The organism is Chroococcidiopsis thermalis PCC 7203 (genome assembly GCF_000317125.1).
Lineage (GTDB): Bacteria > Cyanobacteriota > Cyanobacteriia > Cyanobacteriales > Chroococcidiopsidaceae > Chroococcidiopsis > Chroococcidiopsis thermalis.
Window position 1 is genome coordinate 3,112,911 of record NC_019695.1, and the last position, 15,439, is coordinate 3,128,349.

16 protein-coding genes are annotated in these 15,439 nt (G+C 41.0%); 9 read left to right on the plus strand and 7 right to left on the minus strand.

Annotated elements, in window-relative coordinates; translation table 11 throughout:
* Positions 1-54: 54 nt before the first annotated feature.
* The 3 genes from CHRO_RS13725 (at position 55) to CHRO_RS13735 (ending at position 4,110) form a co-directional block, all read left to right on the plus strand.
* A complete protein-coding gene (locus CHRO_RS13725; protein ID WP_015154811.1) occupies positions 55-1,611 on the plus strand; it encodes a glycosyltransferase family 39 protein in 1,557 nt (518 codons plus the stop codon).
* 544 nt (positions 1,612-2,155) lie between these two features.
* The gene (locus CHRO_RS29655) at positions 2,156-2,959 is read left to right on the plus strand and encodes a glycoside hydrolase family 16 protein (RefSeq protein ID WP_015154812.1); all 804 of its coding nucleotides are present in this window, start codon (positions 2,156-2,158) and stop codon (positions 2,957-2,959) included.
* A 176-nt stretch (positions 2,960-3,135) separates the two neighbouring features.
* Positions 3,136-4,110 carry an RsmB/NOP family class I SAM-dependent RNA methyltransferase gene (locus tag CHRO_RS13735; RefSeq protein WP_015154813.1) on the plus strand — a complete coding sequence of 325 codons (975 nt, stop codon included), beginning with the start codon at positions 3,136-3,138 and terminating at the stop codon, positions 4,108-4,110.
* On the opposite strand, the gene CHRO_RS13740 is transcribed toward CHRO_RS13735, so the two are convergent.
* The gene (locus CHRO_RS13740) at positions 4,103-5,269 is read right to left on the minus strand and encodes a glycosyltransferase family 4 protein (protein ID WP_015154814.1); all 1,167 of its coding nucleotides are present in this window, start codon (positions 5,267-5,269) and stop codon (positions 4,103-4,105) included. The two genes, CHRO_RS13735 and CHRO_RS13740, sit on opposite strands and share 8 nt — an antisense overlap.
* Before the next feature lie 63 nt (positions 5,270-5,332).
* Positions 5,333-6,499, minus strand: coding sequence for a glycosyltransferase family 4 protein (locus tag CHRO_RS13745; RefSeq protein WP_015154815.1), 1,167 nt, complete (start codon positions 6,497-6,499; stop codon positions 5,333-5,335).
* Positions 6,500-7,765: 1,266 nt separating this feature from the next.
* On the opposite strand from CHRO_RS13745, the gene CHRO_RS13750 reads away from it, so the two are divergent.
* Positions 7,766-8,542, plus strand: coding sequence for a WecB/TagA/CpsF family glycosyltransferase (locus CHRO_RS13750; protein ID WP_015154816.1), 777 nt, complete (start codon positions 7,766-7,768; stop codon positions 8,540-8,542).
* A 140-nt stretch (positions 8,543-8,682) separates the two neighbouring features.
* Here the strand turns inward: CHRO_RS13750 and CHRO_RS29660 are convergent, their stop codons facing one another.
* The 3 genes from CHRO_RS29660 to CHRO_RS32215 form a co-directional block, all read right to left on the minus strand.
* Positions 8,683-9,939 carry a glycoside hydrolase family 16 protein gene (locus CHRO_RS29660; protein WP_015154817.1) on the minus strand — a complete coding sequence of 419 codons (1,257 nt, stop codon included), beginning with the start codon at positions 9,937-9,939 and terminating at the stop codon, positions 8,683-8,685.
* A gap of 724 nt (positions 9,940-10,663) precedes the next feature.
* Positions 10,664-10,903, minus strand: a complete 240-nt coding sequence (locus CHRO_RS13760) for a hypothetical protein (RefSeq protein WP_015154818.1) — start codon at positions 10,901-10,903, stop codon at positions 10,664-10,666.
* 40 nt (positions 10,904-10,943) lie between these two features.
* Positions 10,944-11,114: a hypothetical protein gene (locus CHRO_RS32215; protein ID WP_158631889.1), complete on the minus strand. Its 171-nt coding sequence runs from the start codon at positions 11,112-11,114 to the stop codon at positions 10,944-10,946.
* Positions 11,115-11,203: 89 nt separating this feature from the next.
* On the opposite strand from CHRO_RS32215, the gene CHRO_RS13765 reads away from it, so the two are divergent.
* The 4 genes from CHRO_RS13765 to panD all read left to right on the plus strand — a co-directional run bounded on the left by CHRO_RS13765 (position 11,204) and on the right by panD (position 13,178).
* On the plus strand, positions 11,204-11,686 hold the full coding sequence (locus CHRO_RS13765; RefSeq protein ID WP_015154819.1) for a MarR family winged helix-turn-helix transcriptional regulator: 483 nt from the start codon (positions 11,204-11,206) through the stop codon (positions 11,684-11,686).
* Positions 11,687-11,827: 141 nt separating this feature from the next.
* The gene (locus CHRO_RS30525) at positions 11,828-12,016 is read left to right on the plus strand and encodes a TLTLP motif-containing protein (RefSeq protein ID WP_015154820.1); all 189 of its coding nucleotides are present in this window, start codon (positions 11,828-11,830) and stop codon (positions 12,014-12,016) included.
* A 175-nt stretch (positions 12,017-12,191) separates the two neighbouring features.
* The gene (locus tag CHRO_RS13770) at positions 12,192-12,734 is read left to right on the plus strand and encodes an inorganic diphosphatase (RefSeq protein ID WP_015154821.1); all 543 of its coding nucleotides are present in this window, start codon (positions 12,192-12,194) and stop codon (positions 12,732-12,734) included.
* Positions 12,735-12,791: 57 nt separating this feature from the next.
* Positions 12,792-13,178 (plus strand): aspartate 1-decarboxylase, encoded by a 387-nt coding sequence (gene panD / locus CHRO_RS13775; RefSeq protein ID WP_015154822.1) that lies wholly within the window; start codon positions 12,792-12,794, stop codon positions 13,176-13,178.
* Positions 13,179-13,302: 124 nt separating this feature from the next.
* On the opposite strand, the gene CHRO_RS34355 is transcribed toward panD, so the two are convergent.
* The gene (locus CHRO_RS34355; RefSeq protein WP_256498793.1) at positions 13,303-13,431 is read right to left on the minus strand and encodes a hypothetical protein; all 129 of its coding nucleotides are present in this window, start codon (positions 13,429-13,431) and stop codon (positions 13,303-13,305) included.
* 6 nt (positions 13,432-13,437) lie between these two features.
* On the opposite strand from CHRO_RS34355, the gene CHRO_RS13780 reads away from it, so the two are divergent.
* On the plus strand, positions 13,438-14,274 hold the full coding sequence (locus tag CHRO_RS13780) for a carbonic anhydrase (protein ID WP_015154823.1): 837 nt from the start codon (positions 13,438-13,440) through the stop codon (positions 14,272-14,274).
* A 62-nt stretch (positions 14,275-14,336) separates the two neighbouring features.
* Here the strand turns inward: CHRO_RS13780 and CHRO_RS13785 are convergent, their stop codons facing one another.
* A complete protein-coding gene (locus CHRO_RS13785) occupies positions 14,337-15,434 on the minus strand; it encodes an anthranilate phosphoribosyltransferase family protein (RefSeq protein ID WP_015154824.1) in 1,098 nt (365 codons plus the stop codon).
* Positions 15,435-15,439 lie beyond the last annotated feature (5 nt).

Sequence of the window (15,439 nt, forward strand, 5' to 3'; positions counted from 1 at the left end):
CAGTGTAGAGACGTTACATGTAACGTCTCTACAAAGTTATATACCACTTATCTTATGTTGTTACAAAGAACGTCACTAGAACGCATTAGAGCCTCTAATTTTAAGTACTATCTAATTATTGGCTTAACTCTTGCAATCGGCATTTTCCTGCGATTTTTCCTTTTGCCAGATAAGAGTTTATGGCTGGATGAGGGTGCTAGTTTATATTATTCTGACGGCACGAGCATTCAAGATATTATTGCCACGATTGTTAATACAGATACGGGCGATCGCTTTCAGCCGTTTTATTATTTAGTATTACATTTTTGGCGACAATTATTCGGTAGTAGCGAATTTGCCGTTCGCTCCCTTTCTGCTTTACTAGGAATTGGCACAATCGTTGTTTTGTCTACTACTGCATGGCAACTTTACGGGAGGAAACACGCTCTATGGTTAACGCTCTTTTTATCGTTTAGTGCTTACGGAGTTTATTACAGCCAGCAAACGAGAGCGTATACTTTACTCTTATTTTTAGCATCTCTACAATTATATTTTCTCAGTCAAATCTTACCGCAAAAAAATGTTAGAGGTACGGCGATCGCGCAGGTGCTATTTTGTCTAACTACAGCGGTCGGTCTTTTCTGTAGTATTTTTATTGGAATTTATACTCTCGCTCTGTGTATCGCTCACCTCCTAGTTTCTCAAAATATTAAGCGGTGGCTGCAATGGTGGTTACCTGTAGCAATTGCCTGTGTACCTGCGGCAATATTTTATTTAGCTTCCCCTGTAGCCACCGATCCGACAAAAGTTCACGTCACGCCATCGAATCAATCAGTTATTCAGAATATAGCTTTTGTTTTCTACGGCTTATTAGTTGGAGAAACTTACGGTCCACCAATCGAACAGATGCGTGGTGGCGATCGCCTGCAACTCATTTTCAATTATTTACCTGTTTTATTACTGTTTGGATTAGTTGCTGGTATTATTGTTATCGGACTTGTCAGAGGCTTAAAAGCGCGATCGCCAGAATATAAACAATATCGTCCAATTGATAATTTTTTTCTGATTACCTTTGTATCTGCTTTTATCATCGCACTTGCCTTTGCAATTGTGACAAAATTTAATTGGCTACCTCGACACTCTTTTTATATTTATATTCCCCTATCGTTTCTATTACCAATAGTACTTAGGTTTAGTCCTAGAAAAAAAACCTGGGAAAACTTATATCGTCTCGCTTTTATAGTGTTACTATTACTCAACTTATATGCAAACTACAACTACTATTTTGAACCTAGATATCAGCGGGAAAACTACCGAGAAATTGCCCAATATCTAAGCAAGAATAATAGCCAAGATACCAAATCCGTACTGCTGTACGGCGTGCCTTATTTACTACCTTATTATGGCGATACTTTAACAATAGATGGCTTAGGACTCGATACAACTAAGTTAGCAGCAGAAGTCAGTCGCGTTACTAAAAATGCAAACACAGCAATTATTGCAATTAGCGACCAAGCTTTTTGGGAAAAGAAAAGAAATTTTGATTTAGAAAGCTCAATGGCTAAGTCTTACAAACTAGAATCTCATCTGCAACTGACTAATTTTGATATCTATCATTACGTGAAGAAGTAGTTTTTGGTCAAAGGGAACGGAGGCGAGAGGTGAGAGGCTTTTAAATTGTGACTTGCGACTTCTCCCTTGTTCCCTTGAAAGCCGCAGCCTTGCTGGAAATTTCAAGATATTCAAAATATTTTATCAATTTGATAAGAAAAACTTGACACAACAATAAATCGATATTTGGCTATTCAGTAATTTTTTTCAGTCGGAAATTGATAAATTTTTATAAATATCAATACATCACAAATTGGCTATTTTGTAATTTAGATATTTATGGTTATATTTTCGACTCGTTTCGTAAACCAAGCGATCGATACAACCACTATAACGAAAGGGTTGCAAGCTAAATCACCTACTTAGTATTTTCGTTTGCCAGAAATAAAACTTCGCTTTAGCTGCATAAATACTGCACAAAAAAAATTTTTTTCTTGACTCTACACCGATCGAAATGGTTTATTAATACGGTGCGTCAAGAGATAGCTTTTTGTTTTTTCGGCAATCAATAGCTCATCAACAACTGCTATCTCCTCTTGAAATTGAATCAAAAGGAAATATTTACATGCAACAAAACCTTCGGTTGCGTAACTGGAAGGACAAAGTTTTGCTGGCTTTTAGTGCCTTGATGATAGTATGTTGCCCCACAGCAGCACTAGCCGATCCTCCTGCTGGTAACTGGCAGCTCAAGTTTAGTGACGACTTCAACGGTTCTGGATTAGATACTGGTAAGTGGACTCCCTGTTTTTATTGGGCTCCCAATGGGTGTACGAATGGCGGCGCTGGCGATTTGCAATGGTTTAGCCCGAATAATGTATCAGTAGGAGGTGGAATCTTACGTTTGCGTGCAGAGCGAAAGCCGTCTAACGGTTTAAATTACACTTCTGGAATGATTGCATCTCACGATAAGTTTGCTTTTCAGTACGGTTACGTGGAGTTTCGCGCTAAAGTGCCTAAAGGCAATGGTTTCTGGCCCACACTATGGTTGTTATCGCAAAACAAAAACTGGCCCCCAGAAATAGATGTTGCCGAATTTGTGGGTTCTAATACAAACAATGTCCACATGACGATCCACTATAAAAACGGTAGTGGCGCTCACGAATCATCATCTGGCTGGTGGGGTGGAATTGATTTTTCTGGCGGCTATCATACATATGGCTTGTTATGGGAAGCAGATAAACTTGTTTGGTACGTGGATGGTGTCGAACGGCGGCGTTACACCAATAGTGGCAATATTCCCGACGAAGCAATGTACGTTACAGCAACTCTTGCTCTCGGCAAAGCGTGGACGAATAGCCCTCCCGACAACTCTACGCCTTTACCAAACAATCTAGAAATCGATCATATTAAAGTTTGGCAACGCAATTAGATTGTCATTGGTCATTAGTAGTTGAGTGGTAATTGGTAATTGGTAATTGGTAATTGGTCGCTAGTCACTGATAACTGGTCACTGGTCACTGATAACTGGTCACTGGTCACTGGTCACTGTCAACTGACTTACCATTCCCACTACAATAGAAAACGCAGAGCTTTGATTTTCCTTGAGTGGACAAGCCTTCAAATTTGTTACTTAAGCTCAGTCGGCGTTTATTTGACGATTCAACAGCACAAGAGCAATTTATTCAAGCCTTAACTCAGCCGCAATCTTTTCCTACCTGCATTATCTGGTGTCGGCAAAAGCCTGAATCTTTACCATTTGCAGTAACAACTGCAATTACATGGCAACCTGCTTTTGTAGATTGCGTATCACCTGGTGAAAAACCAGGAAAGTTTCCTTTACATGAGGACGGTTATTACTATTGCTTAGATTTTTCCTCAGTATTTGCTGCTTCAACCTTGCTAGCTATCTCTGAACCAATTTCCACTATTTTAGATATGTGTGCTGCACCAGGAGGAAAAGGAATTTTTGCCTGGAAAGCATTGCAGCCAGAGTTACTGATAAGTAATGAAGTGATTGGTAAGCGTCTGGGAATGCTAATTTCTAACTTAAAACGTTGTCAAATTAGCCCTACTGCTGTGACAAATATCGATCCGCAGATTTGGACTCAGCGCTTACCTCATACTTGCAGTCTTGCAATTGTTGATGCTCCTTGTACCGGGCAATCTTTACTAGCTAAAGGAGATAAAGCATTAGGATGTTTTCATCCGACTTTAATTCATAAAAATGCTAGCAGACAAAAAAGAATTCTTGCTAACTCTGCTCAAGTTGTTGCTCCGCAAGGCTATCTCGCCTACATGACTTGCACTTATTCAATCGAAGAAAACGAGCAAGTGTGCGAGTGGTTTTTAGCTAGATTTCCACAATTTCAACCTGTGAGTATTTCTCATTTAGAGCGCTACCAATCTCATTTAACCACTATTCCTTGTTATCGTCTATTCCCTCAAGATGGTATGGGTGCTGGAGCTTTCACTGCCTTGTTTCAAAATCAGGAAAACATGAGTCAAGCATCATTAAATAAACAACTATTAAATTTAGAAATGTTGCGACAACAACAGATCGCTCCTAAATTTATTAGCTAAATTTTTCTGTAATGATGGTCTGCATTGATTTTCCCGCTGCTGACCAGTTAAGACGAGTTTCATATTCGTGAAATGAACTATATGCTAGTTGTTTGTATTGAGCGTAGTTAGTAAATAAATGGGCTACGTACTCACAATAGTCTTTAACGTCAGCGTTTAAGGCAAATAGTTTTCCATTCACATTATCTTGAATAATACTAGGAATCCCGCCAACTTTAGTTGTCAGACAAGGAACTCCAAATGAATTAGCCTCGCAAAGCACATTTCCATAAGTCTCGGCTCTAGAGGGTAAAATTAAAAAGTGAGAGTCAGAAATTAATTGATTTAAGCGATCGCTACCTTCTGGATCGGATTTTTTGATAAACCCAACATTAACCACGTAATCTGGTAACGGTTCGTCGGTTATAGGTTGACAACCAACAACTGTTAACTCGACATCGATACCTAGTTGTTTGAGTTTTTTAGCAACTTTTAAAGCTATATCTCCTCCTTTACGATACCAACTGACTCCGAGAAACAATAACTTACATCGCTCTGCTGTTCTTGCTTCTACTAAGTTTTGAATGTCGTCAATCGTGCGATCGCATTCTATGTTAGCTCCATATGGTACGATTTCAACCTTACTGCGATCGATTTGATAGCTATTCATTGCTGCTTCCGCCGCCCAAGTGGAGGGGAAAACCGCCAGTTGCACTTTACTGAGGGCAAGTCGATCGAGCGTTACGAGATTATCGATCGTTTCTTGACAAAGGTTGCTAAAATCATCGTAAAAGTCAATGCAAGCTCCATAAGTATTTGTCGTCCATAAAACAATCGGTTGCTGGCATTCTACATAGGCGATCGTAGAAATATCTGGACAAACAACTAATTGAGAGTTACTGTTAGATAACTTGGTGTTAATTTGTCGAGCGTAATTCTTTTGTAAATCGAGCGCAGCCCAATCGTAATACGCTTTGGTAGACAAATATTTATACAAACGTCTTTTGAATTTAGTCCTTAGAGAATGCCGTTCTGTTAACGGACCAATATATTCAAAATTAGTAAACCGCTCTTTGAGTGCTTCAGCTTTGTAATAACTCGTGCCACTAAACCCGATTGCTTTTGGATGCCACTTATTGCTGTTAAAAATATCATAATGAGTCACAAAAGCTATGTTCATATTCAGTGAAGCTCAGCAAAATCTAGCAAATTATAACAGAACTTGCTCAAAAAACTAGGCTTACTAGATTAAATCCATAATTAACTTTTTTGCTTCCTTGGCTGCCACATTCCAGTTAAGCCGAATTTCGTACTCATAAAAAGAAGAATTGGCTAAGGCTTTATACCGCTCGTAATGCTCGAATAAATGAGTTACGTAAGTGCAGTACTCGGAGATATCTGTATCTAGCTCGACGACTTTTCCATTCACATCATCTTTAACAATTGTTTTGATTCCACCTACATTTGTAGTTAAACAGGGAACGCCAAAAGAGTTAGCTTCAATTAAAACATGAGGAGCGCAATCAGCGCGGGTAGGTAGGATCAGAAAATGCGAATCAGCTAAAATTCGATCGAGTGCAGTTCGACCATCTGCTGTTGATTTGTTAATATAGCCAATAACTGTAACGTAATCCGGTAAGATTTCCGACTCAGGCGGATGACATCCCACGACAGTTAATTCTGTTGGTAAACCAGCCTCATTTAATGCTTTGGTTACTGCTAAAGCTACATCTCCACCCTTACGCAACCATTCCACAGCAAAAAATAACAGCTTGCAAGTTTTGTTATTCCTCGCTTCCACGATATTATTCACATCATTAAGGCTGCGATCGCATTCTATATTTGCACCCCAAGGAATGACTCTGACCTTTGATGGTTCGACACCGTAAGCGTCAATTGCAGTTTGAGCCGCCCAGTCAGATGTATAGATAATCATCTCACAGCGATCGAGTGCTGCTTTTTCCATTGCCGTAATATTATGAAAGTTTTCTCGACAGAGATTACTGAGATAAGGATAAAAGTTTATCAGTGAATAAAGCGTCGCATCAGACCACAAAACTATCGGCAGATCGGAGTCAAGATATGAAATTGGCAGAGAATTTTCTGGACATAAGATGGCATCTGACTTGAATTGCGACATTTTCTGTAGGGCTTGATTGGCATAATTGCGCAAAACAGCAGGATCGGTCCAGTGATAGTATTGCTTTTTCAGCACAGAAGTATATATTCGCCGTTTTATTCTAGTCGATAGGGTATTTTTTGCCTCTAAAGGTCCCACCAAATCAAGTTTTACGTTTTGTTCTTCCAAAGTCCGTGCTAGGAAATAGCCTGCTGCACATAAACCTGATTGGTACTTCGGCCACTTTGCCTGGTTCAGGACATCATATGTAGTGAGGTAAGCTATTTTCATGACTTCAGGTATAAGTGGCTGTAAGGTTTAAATTGTCTGAATAGCTGAATCGTAGAACCACCAACTGTGTTTGGTACGAACGGATGTTTAAACGGTAAAAGCAGATACTACAGCGTGCATCGTTTGCTAAAGTTGCGATCGCGCTCGGTTGTTGAGTATTTGCTAAACAGTGTAGGAGTCTGTAACTTACACTTGTTATGATGTTTGGTTCGGGAACATACTAACAAACATCAAGCCCCATAACCAACTCACAACACCAGAGATTTCGGTCTCAACGCTGCTTTCAACTGCGTGCTAAATGCAATACTGCTACAATTGCCATTCTTGAGAAGCAATCGAAAATGCCGGAGCAGAAAAAGTCTTGCATGTTAAAACCAGATTATGTATTGAATTTGACGATTCTTCGCAAAAAAGCTACTCTCCGAATTGTCCCATGCTAGCATTATCAGTCATTCAAACTACTTAGTGATGAAGCAGACACGATCTATTGACGCTTGTTGACTTTTTCGGTTAAAAAAAGTTCCCTTATCGTTGCTACCTCAGTTTTTATCCATAAGACCATATTATGTATTTCAATATTTGGCAATGCGAATGTTTACGCAAAATACCTCAATCTAGGTATGTCGAGAGGAAGACGATATTATGTGCTATCTGTAGCTAGCATGAGAACGAAATATATTTTGAGGACACTTAAGTAATATAAGACCCAGCCACGATACTTGCTGCGGAGCTTTTTTCACTGTAAGTTCAGTCCTATTCTCTGTCAGCAATCTCTACGTGAGAGCGAACACGTAAATTGTCATTCTGATACACGAAACAAACAACGCGCTCTGTTTTGACGGTAACCCTGCATTACAAATTTGTACCTGAAGTATCTCGGGTCGAGAAGGAAGAAATTGTTCGTTTTGATACTTGTTTTTTGTCAGTACAACCAGAACGGCGCTGACAACATTCACAAATACCACCAACTTACATATAAACTACTGAGTTACGACATATTTCTATGAAATTGTTATCCCTTGAGGTGTTATTAAATAAACAAATATAAAGTTTTCCCAAGGGTTGACAACTAGATTGCACACCTAATAGTATACTATGGCAATTTCATGGCATGATTATCGGAATGATAGGAGAAATAAACTGGCTACTCAATATGTTTTGGATTGCAATGTCGGTAGATACAGCTATAACTAGTTGGTGTAACTGGTCAGTAGATCGTCAAGTGATAGTCTCAGTTTAAGGCTCGATTGAGGAGCTAATAAATCAATGCGGAAAGTTAATCTACTAAACTTGGATTTTGACAATTTAAGTATCAAAGAACTACTGAGGCAGCTAAAGTCAGGGGTTGTGTTTACGCCTAATGTAGATCATCTGATGAAGTTACAATGCGATCGCGAGTTTTTGCGAGCTTACGAAATAGCTGACTACAAACTATGTGATAGTCAAATATTGGTCTATGCCTCGCGATTTTTGGGTACGCCAATTAAGGAAAAAATTTCTGGTTCAGATTTTTTTCCTGCCTTCTGTACCTATCACAGAAACAATGAAAAAATCAAGATTTTCTTACTAGGTGGACAAAAAGAGACTGCGGTTAAGGCACAAGAAAAGCTCAATAAAAAAATAGGTAGAAATATAGTAGTTGCTGCTCATTCTCCCTCTTTGGGGTTTGACCGTAATGAACTAGAATGCGCAGAAATAGTTGAAATGATTAATCGCTCGGGAGCTACAGTATTAGCAATCGGGGTGGGAGCGCCAAAACAAGAAAAATGGATTTATCAGTATCGAAACAAGCTACCTAAGATTGATTTTTTTTTGGCTGTAGGTGCAACAATTGATTTTGAAGCAGGAAATGTCAAGCGAGCGCCGAAATGGATGAGCGAAGTAGGCTTTGAATGGTTGTATAGACTTTTGCTAGAACCTCATAGATTGTGGAAAAGATATTTAGTAGAAGATCTACCCTTCTTCTGGTTAATTATCAAGCAAAAGTTTAACATGTATACAATTCCCCATAGAGAGAAGCGGGTCTATAAGTCAGGTAATTAATAGGATGAGATAATCTGTCTGATGACTTTGGTTAAATTTGGTTGAAAGCTTTGTAGAGACACGATATTTCGCGCCTCTACGATGAGCTAGCAACCTCACTGAAGAGAGATTTTCCTACTTCTCACTCATCACTTCTGCGGTCATTTTGGAGTCAATTTGATATAGTCAAATGCTAGCTTATAACTGCTGCTTTGAGCATTTTTATCCACTACGGTAAATTTAAAAGATTTGTTACCAGAGGCATCAAAGGTAATGTTGCCTAAATCTAGCTCCACGTAATCAGAAGATGAAGCATAGAGATCTTGAGGATTACCGCAGTTAGTACCACCAATCGACAGTTGAAATTTGCCTCTATTGTGATATCGTTTGACTCCAACCCTGACATTAAAAGTTCTGGCTTCTGGTACGTTGACTGTATAAGTGACAGAATCACCTACTTTATTCGAGTCAAGCATCGTTCCCATGTGATTGCTTAACTTAGCGTCTGCTTTGGCGTTCCCTAAAAATATTACATGAGCCAGGTTAGATTTAGCTGCTACTTTCAATCCTTCAGTTTCAGAAATTATCGGTGTGACTGCGCGTGTTGAGGGACTATCTTTGTGTCGCCACACCTTAATGTAATCGACGTTGGAGTAACTGGGAAACGGAGTTGTCTCATCTGGTGGGGTATTAATCCAAGCCTTACCAAGGGCAAATGTTGCCATCACATACATTGCTTCCGCAGAAATGTGTTCTGTAGCCGTGTAGCGCCGCCGTTCCATACCATCGATATACCAAATGATTTCTTTAGGATTCCATTCCACTGCATATGTATGGTAGTCGGCAGAAAAATCAGCCCCGGTATATGCCCAAGGAGAGCTTTGGTGCTTGCTAGTCGGAGTGGAATAGTGGTAGGTCATATGCATGTTGTTGGGTTGGCTACCCAAATACTCAGCGATATCAATTTCTGGAGGCCACGCTCTACGTTGAGAAGCTAGCCAAAAGGTTGTCCAAAAACCCCGACCGTTAGGCATTTTTGCTCGCATTTCGGCATAACCATACTGAAAAGCAAACTTATCGTGCGAGGAAATCATTCCAGAGGTATATTCATAGCCATTCATTTTGCGTTTCTGGGCTCTCAAACGAAGAATGCCATTGTTTACAAATACATCATCTGGTTGATACCACTGCACGTCTCCACTACCACCATTCGTACAGCCATTATTCCCCCACCAATAACAAGTACTCCATTTCTTTTTGTCGAGTTGCGTACCATTAAAATCATCGCTGAACACAAGCGCCCAACCATCGCCAACAGGGTCAGCTAAGACAGTAGTAGGACTGCACAGTACAGCTATGAGGCTCAATCCTTGCAGAATTTTTTTAGTATATTTAAGAAGATGAGGATATCGCTTCACAATATTTTTCCTATGAATAATTAGGGCGATGGTGGAATCTCAAGTGAATTCCAGATAGGTAAGTTATTTGCTGAAAAAAATTTGCACGAGCCAACCTATACTTCAAGCGAAATAGCTGAAGTTAGATAGTCGAAAGCTGGCATGTCAAATTTATGAAGATACTTGCGTAGCTATGGCTATTCGCTCAAGCACATAAATTAGAACAATAAATGTACAGATAGCTATTAATAAAAGGCTGTTTATTGCCACATAATCTATCAATTGATAGATCGATTTGAATACTTTCTGTTAGTTTGTGCTAGATGTTTTAATTGCCCAAACGCTTTAGCGTCAGCAATCTATATATAAATTTAACAATTTCTTTATTGTGGCTCAATCGAGATTTCACGGAAAATTGTTAATAGAGAGTTTTTACTGAGAGGTGATATGAAATTTTATTGATTCTTTAAAAACTTTTGGCAAAGTGGTACTCCGCAATACCAAATTCACGTAATTTTTAAAAGAAACTTGCTAGCAACAAAGATTTACTTACATACTTGTAGTAAAAACAACAAATAATTCAATATAAAATAAACATTTAATAGTGATAAGAAATCTGCGATCGCACCTGAAAATACGCACGACGTTCTTATATGTAGTAATATTACTGACAAAGACGAACTCATAGTGAGTGAGTAGCTAATGGCTAGTAGCTCAACTGACAACCAACCCTAGCCCCTCTCGCTCAATCTTCATTCCTTAACTGCCATGCTGCGCCAAACGCTGCACCTGCACCCGCAATTAAACCCGTACTCATGCCTTGTAAAGTTTTCATGACAGAATTTTGAGTCAAACAGTCGCTGGTGACATTGTTAGCTTGCAAACACTGTTTACTTTCCGCCCAGCTTGACGTACCCCCCAAAATCACACCGGCTGCGCTACAGGAAACAATCAGAAGAGTCAGACGCTTTGTTTTTCTATCCATAGATAGATGCTAATTTTTTCTAGTAGATTATTTTTCTCCACTATCTTACTTGCTTGGCGGCTAGATGCAACAGCGAATTTACAGAAAACCGACAGATGGAGGAAAATGCCCAGCAAAAATTCATCCTACTGGCGATCGCCAGTAGAGCGATTTTCAATTGGGTAAACCAGATCTGTAGGGGCGCACGGCTGTGCGCCCCTACAAATGTCACGTACGCAATCGAGAATTGCTATGAGGTTAAATAACAACTAGATCTTTCCTGAATAAGGTAATATTGAATTATTTAATGTAAAACAATTAATGGGTACAAAACACCTCGGCACACAACAGGAGGTTTTCGCCTTAGATACGCTAGTCAAGTTAGTTCGAGCAGCAGAATCGGTATCGAATCGGATTCATCGCCATTTGCTCGATGTAGATTTGACCGTAAGTCAGTTTGGGGTGCTAGAAGCACTTTATCACCTGGGACCTCTCCATCAGCGAGATTTAGCCGAGAAACTGCTCAAAAGCGGTGGTAACATGACTTTAGTGATCGACAACTTAGAAAAGCGGCAGTTGGTAAGACGGGAAAGAGAAGTCGGCGATCGCCGTTGCATTAAAGTACATTTAACAGAAAAAGGCAAGCACCTAATTAGTGAAATCTTTCCGACGCACGTTGCTGCTGTCGTGGAAGAGATGAGCGTTCTCACCCCAACAGAGCAAACAGAGTTGGGACGCATGTGCAAACGGCTAGGATTAGGAGCGAGAGATATTCCTGCGAGTAGGAGTATCCCCAGCCCCTAGTTTCTTGTTTTGAGATTGTTGAATAGCAAACAGTCTTTCTGGGCAGAGCAGTTAGAATAGAAATAGATAGAGCATAAGTTTGCCCTAATCGACGTATAAAGTTCTTTGAACTCTCCCAAAGCTAGGTTTTGAACATTTTTTATGGAATCAAGTAGTAGTAATTCTGCCAACCCTGGTGAGAAATCACCCCCCAGGTTGGCAGAAATTGTAGGAACGGCGATCGCGGTATTGACGCTCATCGTACCTCTACTGGCGATCGCTCACTACTCGTCAAATGACGTGCAGCTAGAGCAGCCCCTTTCCTATTCGCTACAAAGGACAGATAAATAAGAGTGGCTAGTGGCTAGAGAATTTTAAAATTCTTACTACACCTCACATTTTTGATTTACTGGTCACTGGTAACAGGTCACTGGTCACTGTTCCAAGCCGTCCATATTAGCCTAAAATGCTACAGGTAAAGCGATCGCGCATCGATCGCTATTAGCTGTCATCTTGGAGAATTATTGTGGACTTATCCCGCATTCCGGCTCAACCAAAGCCAGGTTTAATTAACGTTTTGATTGAAATTGCTGCTGGCAGCAAAAATAAGTACGAATACGACAAGGATCTGCAAGCTTTTGCTTTAGACAGAGTGTTATATTCCTCAGTGCAGTATCCCTACGATTATGGTTTTGTGCCGAATACCTTGGCTGATGATGGCGATCCGTTGGATGGGATGGTATTGATGGACGAACCAACTTTTCCAGGCTGCGTCATCGCCGCCAGACCAATTGGGATGTTAGAAATGATTGATGGTGGCGATCGCGATGAAAAAATTCTCTGCGTCCCCGATAAAGACCCGCGTTACGCAAACGTCAAATCTCTCAACGATATTGCGCCTCACCGTTTAGACGAAATTGCCGAATTCTTCCGCAGCTATAAAAATTTAGAAAAGAAGGTCACGGAAATTCGCGGCTGGCAAGATGTCGATCGCGTTATGCCTTTAGTAGAACAGTGTGTCAAAGCTGGTAGCGAAAAAGGTCGCGATTCAGACTCAGAAACTGTTTAACTTCCTAAATGTAGAGACGTTCGTGTAACGTCTCTATACTTAACCCAATTCCCGCCCATGCAACGCACATTTCTCCTCGCCAAAATCCACAATTGCACCCTAACGGGGGCAAATCTTAACTACGTAGGTAGTATTAGTATCGATCGCGCTTTGTTAAATGCTGCTGGGATATTACCCTACGAACAAGTGCAAGTCGTCAACGTAAATAATGGTGAAAGATTAATTACTTATGCGATCGCCGCACCACCAAACTCTGGAAAAGTTGAGTTAAACGGTGCTGCGGCAAGATTAGGGATAAGTGGCGATCGGGTGATTATTATGACCTACGCTCAATTAACTCCAGCAGAACTAGAAACTTTTTGTCCTACAGTTGTTTTAGTAGATAGTAAAAATCGATTGTTAGAAGTACGCCGCTACGACGATCTATTATTAGCTCAAGTTTAGTTTTAGCAGAATTATTTTACTGAGCGATCGCGCTAAGTTGTGAAGAATTCACTTTGCTGCTTCGCACCTCAGTATAAAATTTCTTGATGTATACCTATTTAAAACTGCATTGATATTTTGTGATTTATGTATAAGATGACTTTCTTTCCGATCGCGCTTTAGGTAGACTCATAAAGTCAGAAGATTTACACCAATTAGGGCGATCGCGGTTCTGGTGCGGTGAGGCGATCGAACAGGGAAATAGTAAGGGCATGGAGTTATGAAGAAACTAATCAAAGGGCTGCGGGATTTCAAGACTAACTACTTTTCTACCCACACGGAACTGTTTGAACAGCTTGCCCACGGACAAAAACCGAGGGTTTTATTTATCAGTTGTTCTGATTCGCGCGTCGATCCTAACTTGATTACCCAAACAGAAATTGGAGAATTATTTGTCATCCGCAACGCTGGAAATATTATCCCACCCTATGGAGCAGCCAATGGTGGCGAAGGCGCAGCGGTAGAATATGCAATTCATGCTTTGGGAATTGAGCAAATTGTGGTCTGCGGACACTCCCACTGCGGTGCGATGAAAGGACTGTTGCAATTGGATAAACTTCAGGAAGAAATGCCCTTAGTTTACGATTGGCTAAAGCACGCTGAAGCTACTAGGCGACTGATTAAAGAAAACTATAAGTCTTATCAAACAGAAGAGTTATTAGAAATTGCGATCGCAGAAAATGTTTTAACCCAGATTGAAAACCTCAGAACTTATCCCGTCGTCCATTCGAGAATGTATCAAGGCAAGCTGAAAATCTACGGCTGGATCTATCACCTGGAAACTGGAGAAGTTTTGGCGTACGATCCTGACAGCCATTCCTACGTCCATCCTCAATCCCAACTTGGCGAATACGATCCTCTAGATGGACCAGTAGCAGGCGAGTTTACAGTTAGTAACGCTCCTCCTCCTCCCATCGCCTGCGATTTCCCTCATCGCCAGCACTACGAAGTTGTCAGTAATGGAGACAATGGAGGTTTGCAGGGGTCTTCATCTATATCGTGGCTGTCTTCAGAACAAGCAGAGCGAATTTATCGGGGATCTAATGGTAGGAAATGATCTATGGTGGGCAATGCCCACCCTACTAACAAATGATAAATGACAAATGACAAACGACATTTTTATAGTTGACTGTAGGAGCGATCGCGAACTTGAATTGACTCAATTGCTTGAATTATTCGCGTCAATTGTTGTGCCACTTCTCCACTGGCAAACATCGCCTCTGCTTGAGTGATTCCCGCACTAATATCGGCACAAATACCAGCACGCCATAAATAAAACCCGCCATTCCAAATCGCAGATTGCATCATTTCTGAGGGTTTCCCTTGCAAAACCGATCGCATATCTGCTACTAAATGTTCGGTCGGATCGCAAGGGACATTGTGACTGCTAAAACCATAATCGCGGGGTGAAAGGTGCAGGCGATCGATCGCAATTAACCCCGATTCATCGGTTGTGTCGGGTGTAGATAAACCAATAATATTCGTCCGTTCGCGGGGGAGATCGCAACTCCCCTCTAATCCTTTGACTGTCGTAAAGTTGTTTGTACCGCGTAAAGACAAGGCAACTTGAAACATATGTTCCGTGGGAGGATGGACGTATCCCGCCACAATCTGCGCCGCTCCTGCATAGGGACACCACATCAATTCCATCGTGGCAAAAGGCGGACGCTTGCCAATTTGATCGCGGTATTCAAATATTTTTTGAGCTAAAGGAAAATGTTGGGGTAAATAGACAAATCCCAAACCTGTATTCTCAAAAACTTGCTGAGTTTGGTCTAGAGATAACTCAGTCCAATCAACTCCTAACCCTTGCCAGATCTCTACCAGTGGCACGCCGTATTTAGTCGGCATTCGATCGCTACCGTGCATAATCATCGCTTGCCCCGCAGCCGTCAGCAATAGGGCAGTGAGAGGACTAATCGGCGCAGTGCGATCGCGTCCATCGTAGGGAATGCCCAAAACCATCACCGGAGTAGAGCTACCAATAGGTTGTAGTTTTGGTCCCAGTTCGTCGTAAACATCTAACATGCCTGCCAGTTCTGCCCCTGTAGGGCGTTTAATCCGGTGGGCAATCAAAAACGCACCAATCTGAGCAGGGGTTGCTTCTCTCAACAACATCATTCGGGTTGCTGCGGCTGCTTCCGTGCGAGTTAAGTCCTCTTTTGTATGATTACCGCTTCCCACTTTCCGCAGTAAATCCCTAAATGCGTTGCTCATGATGT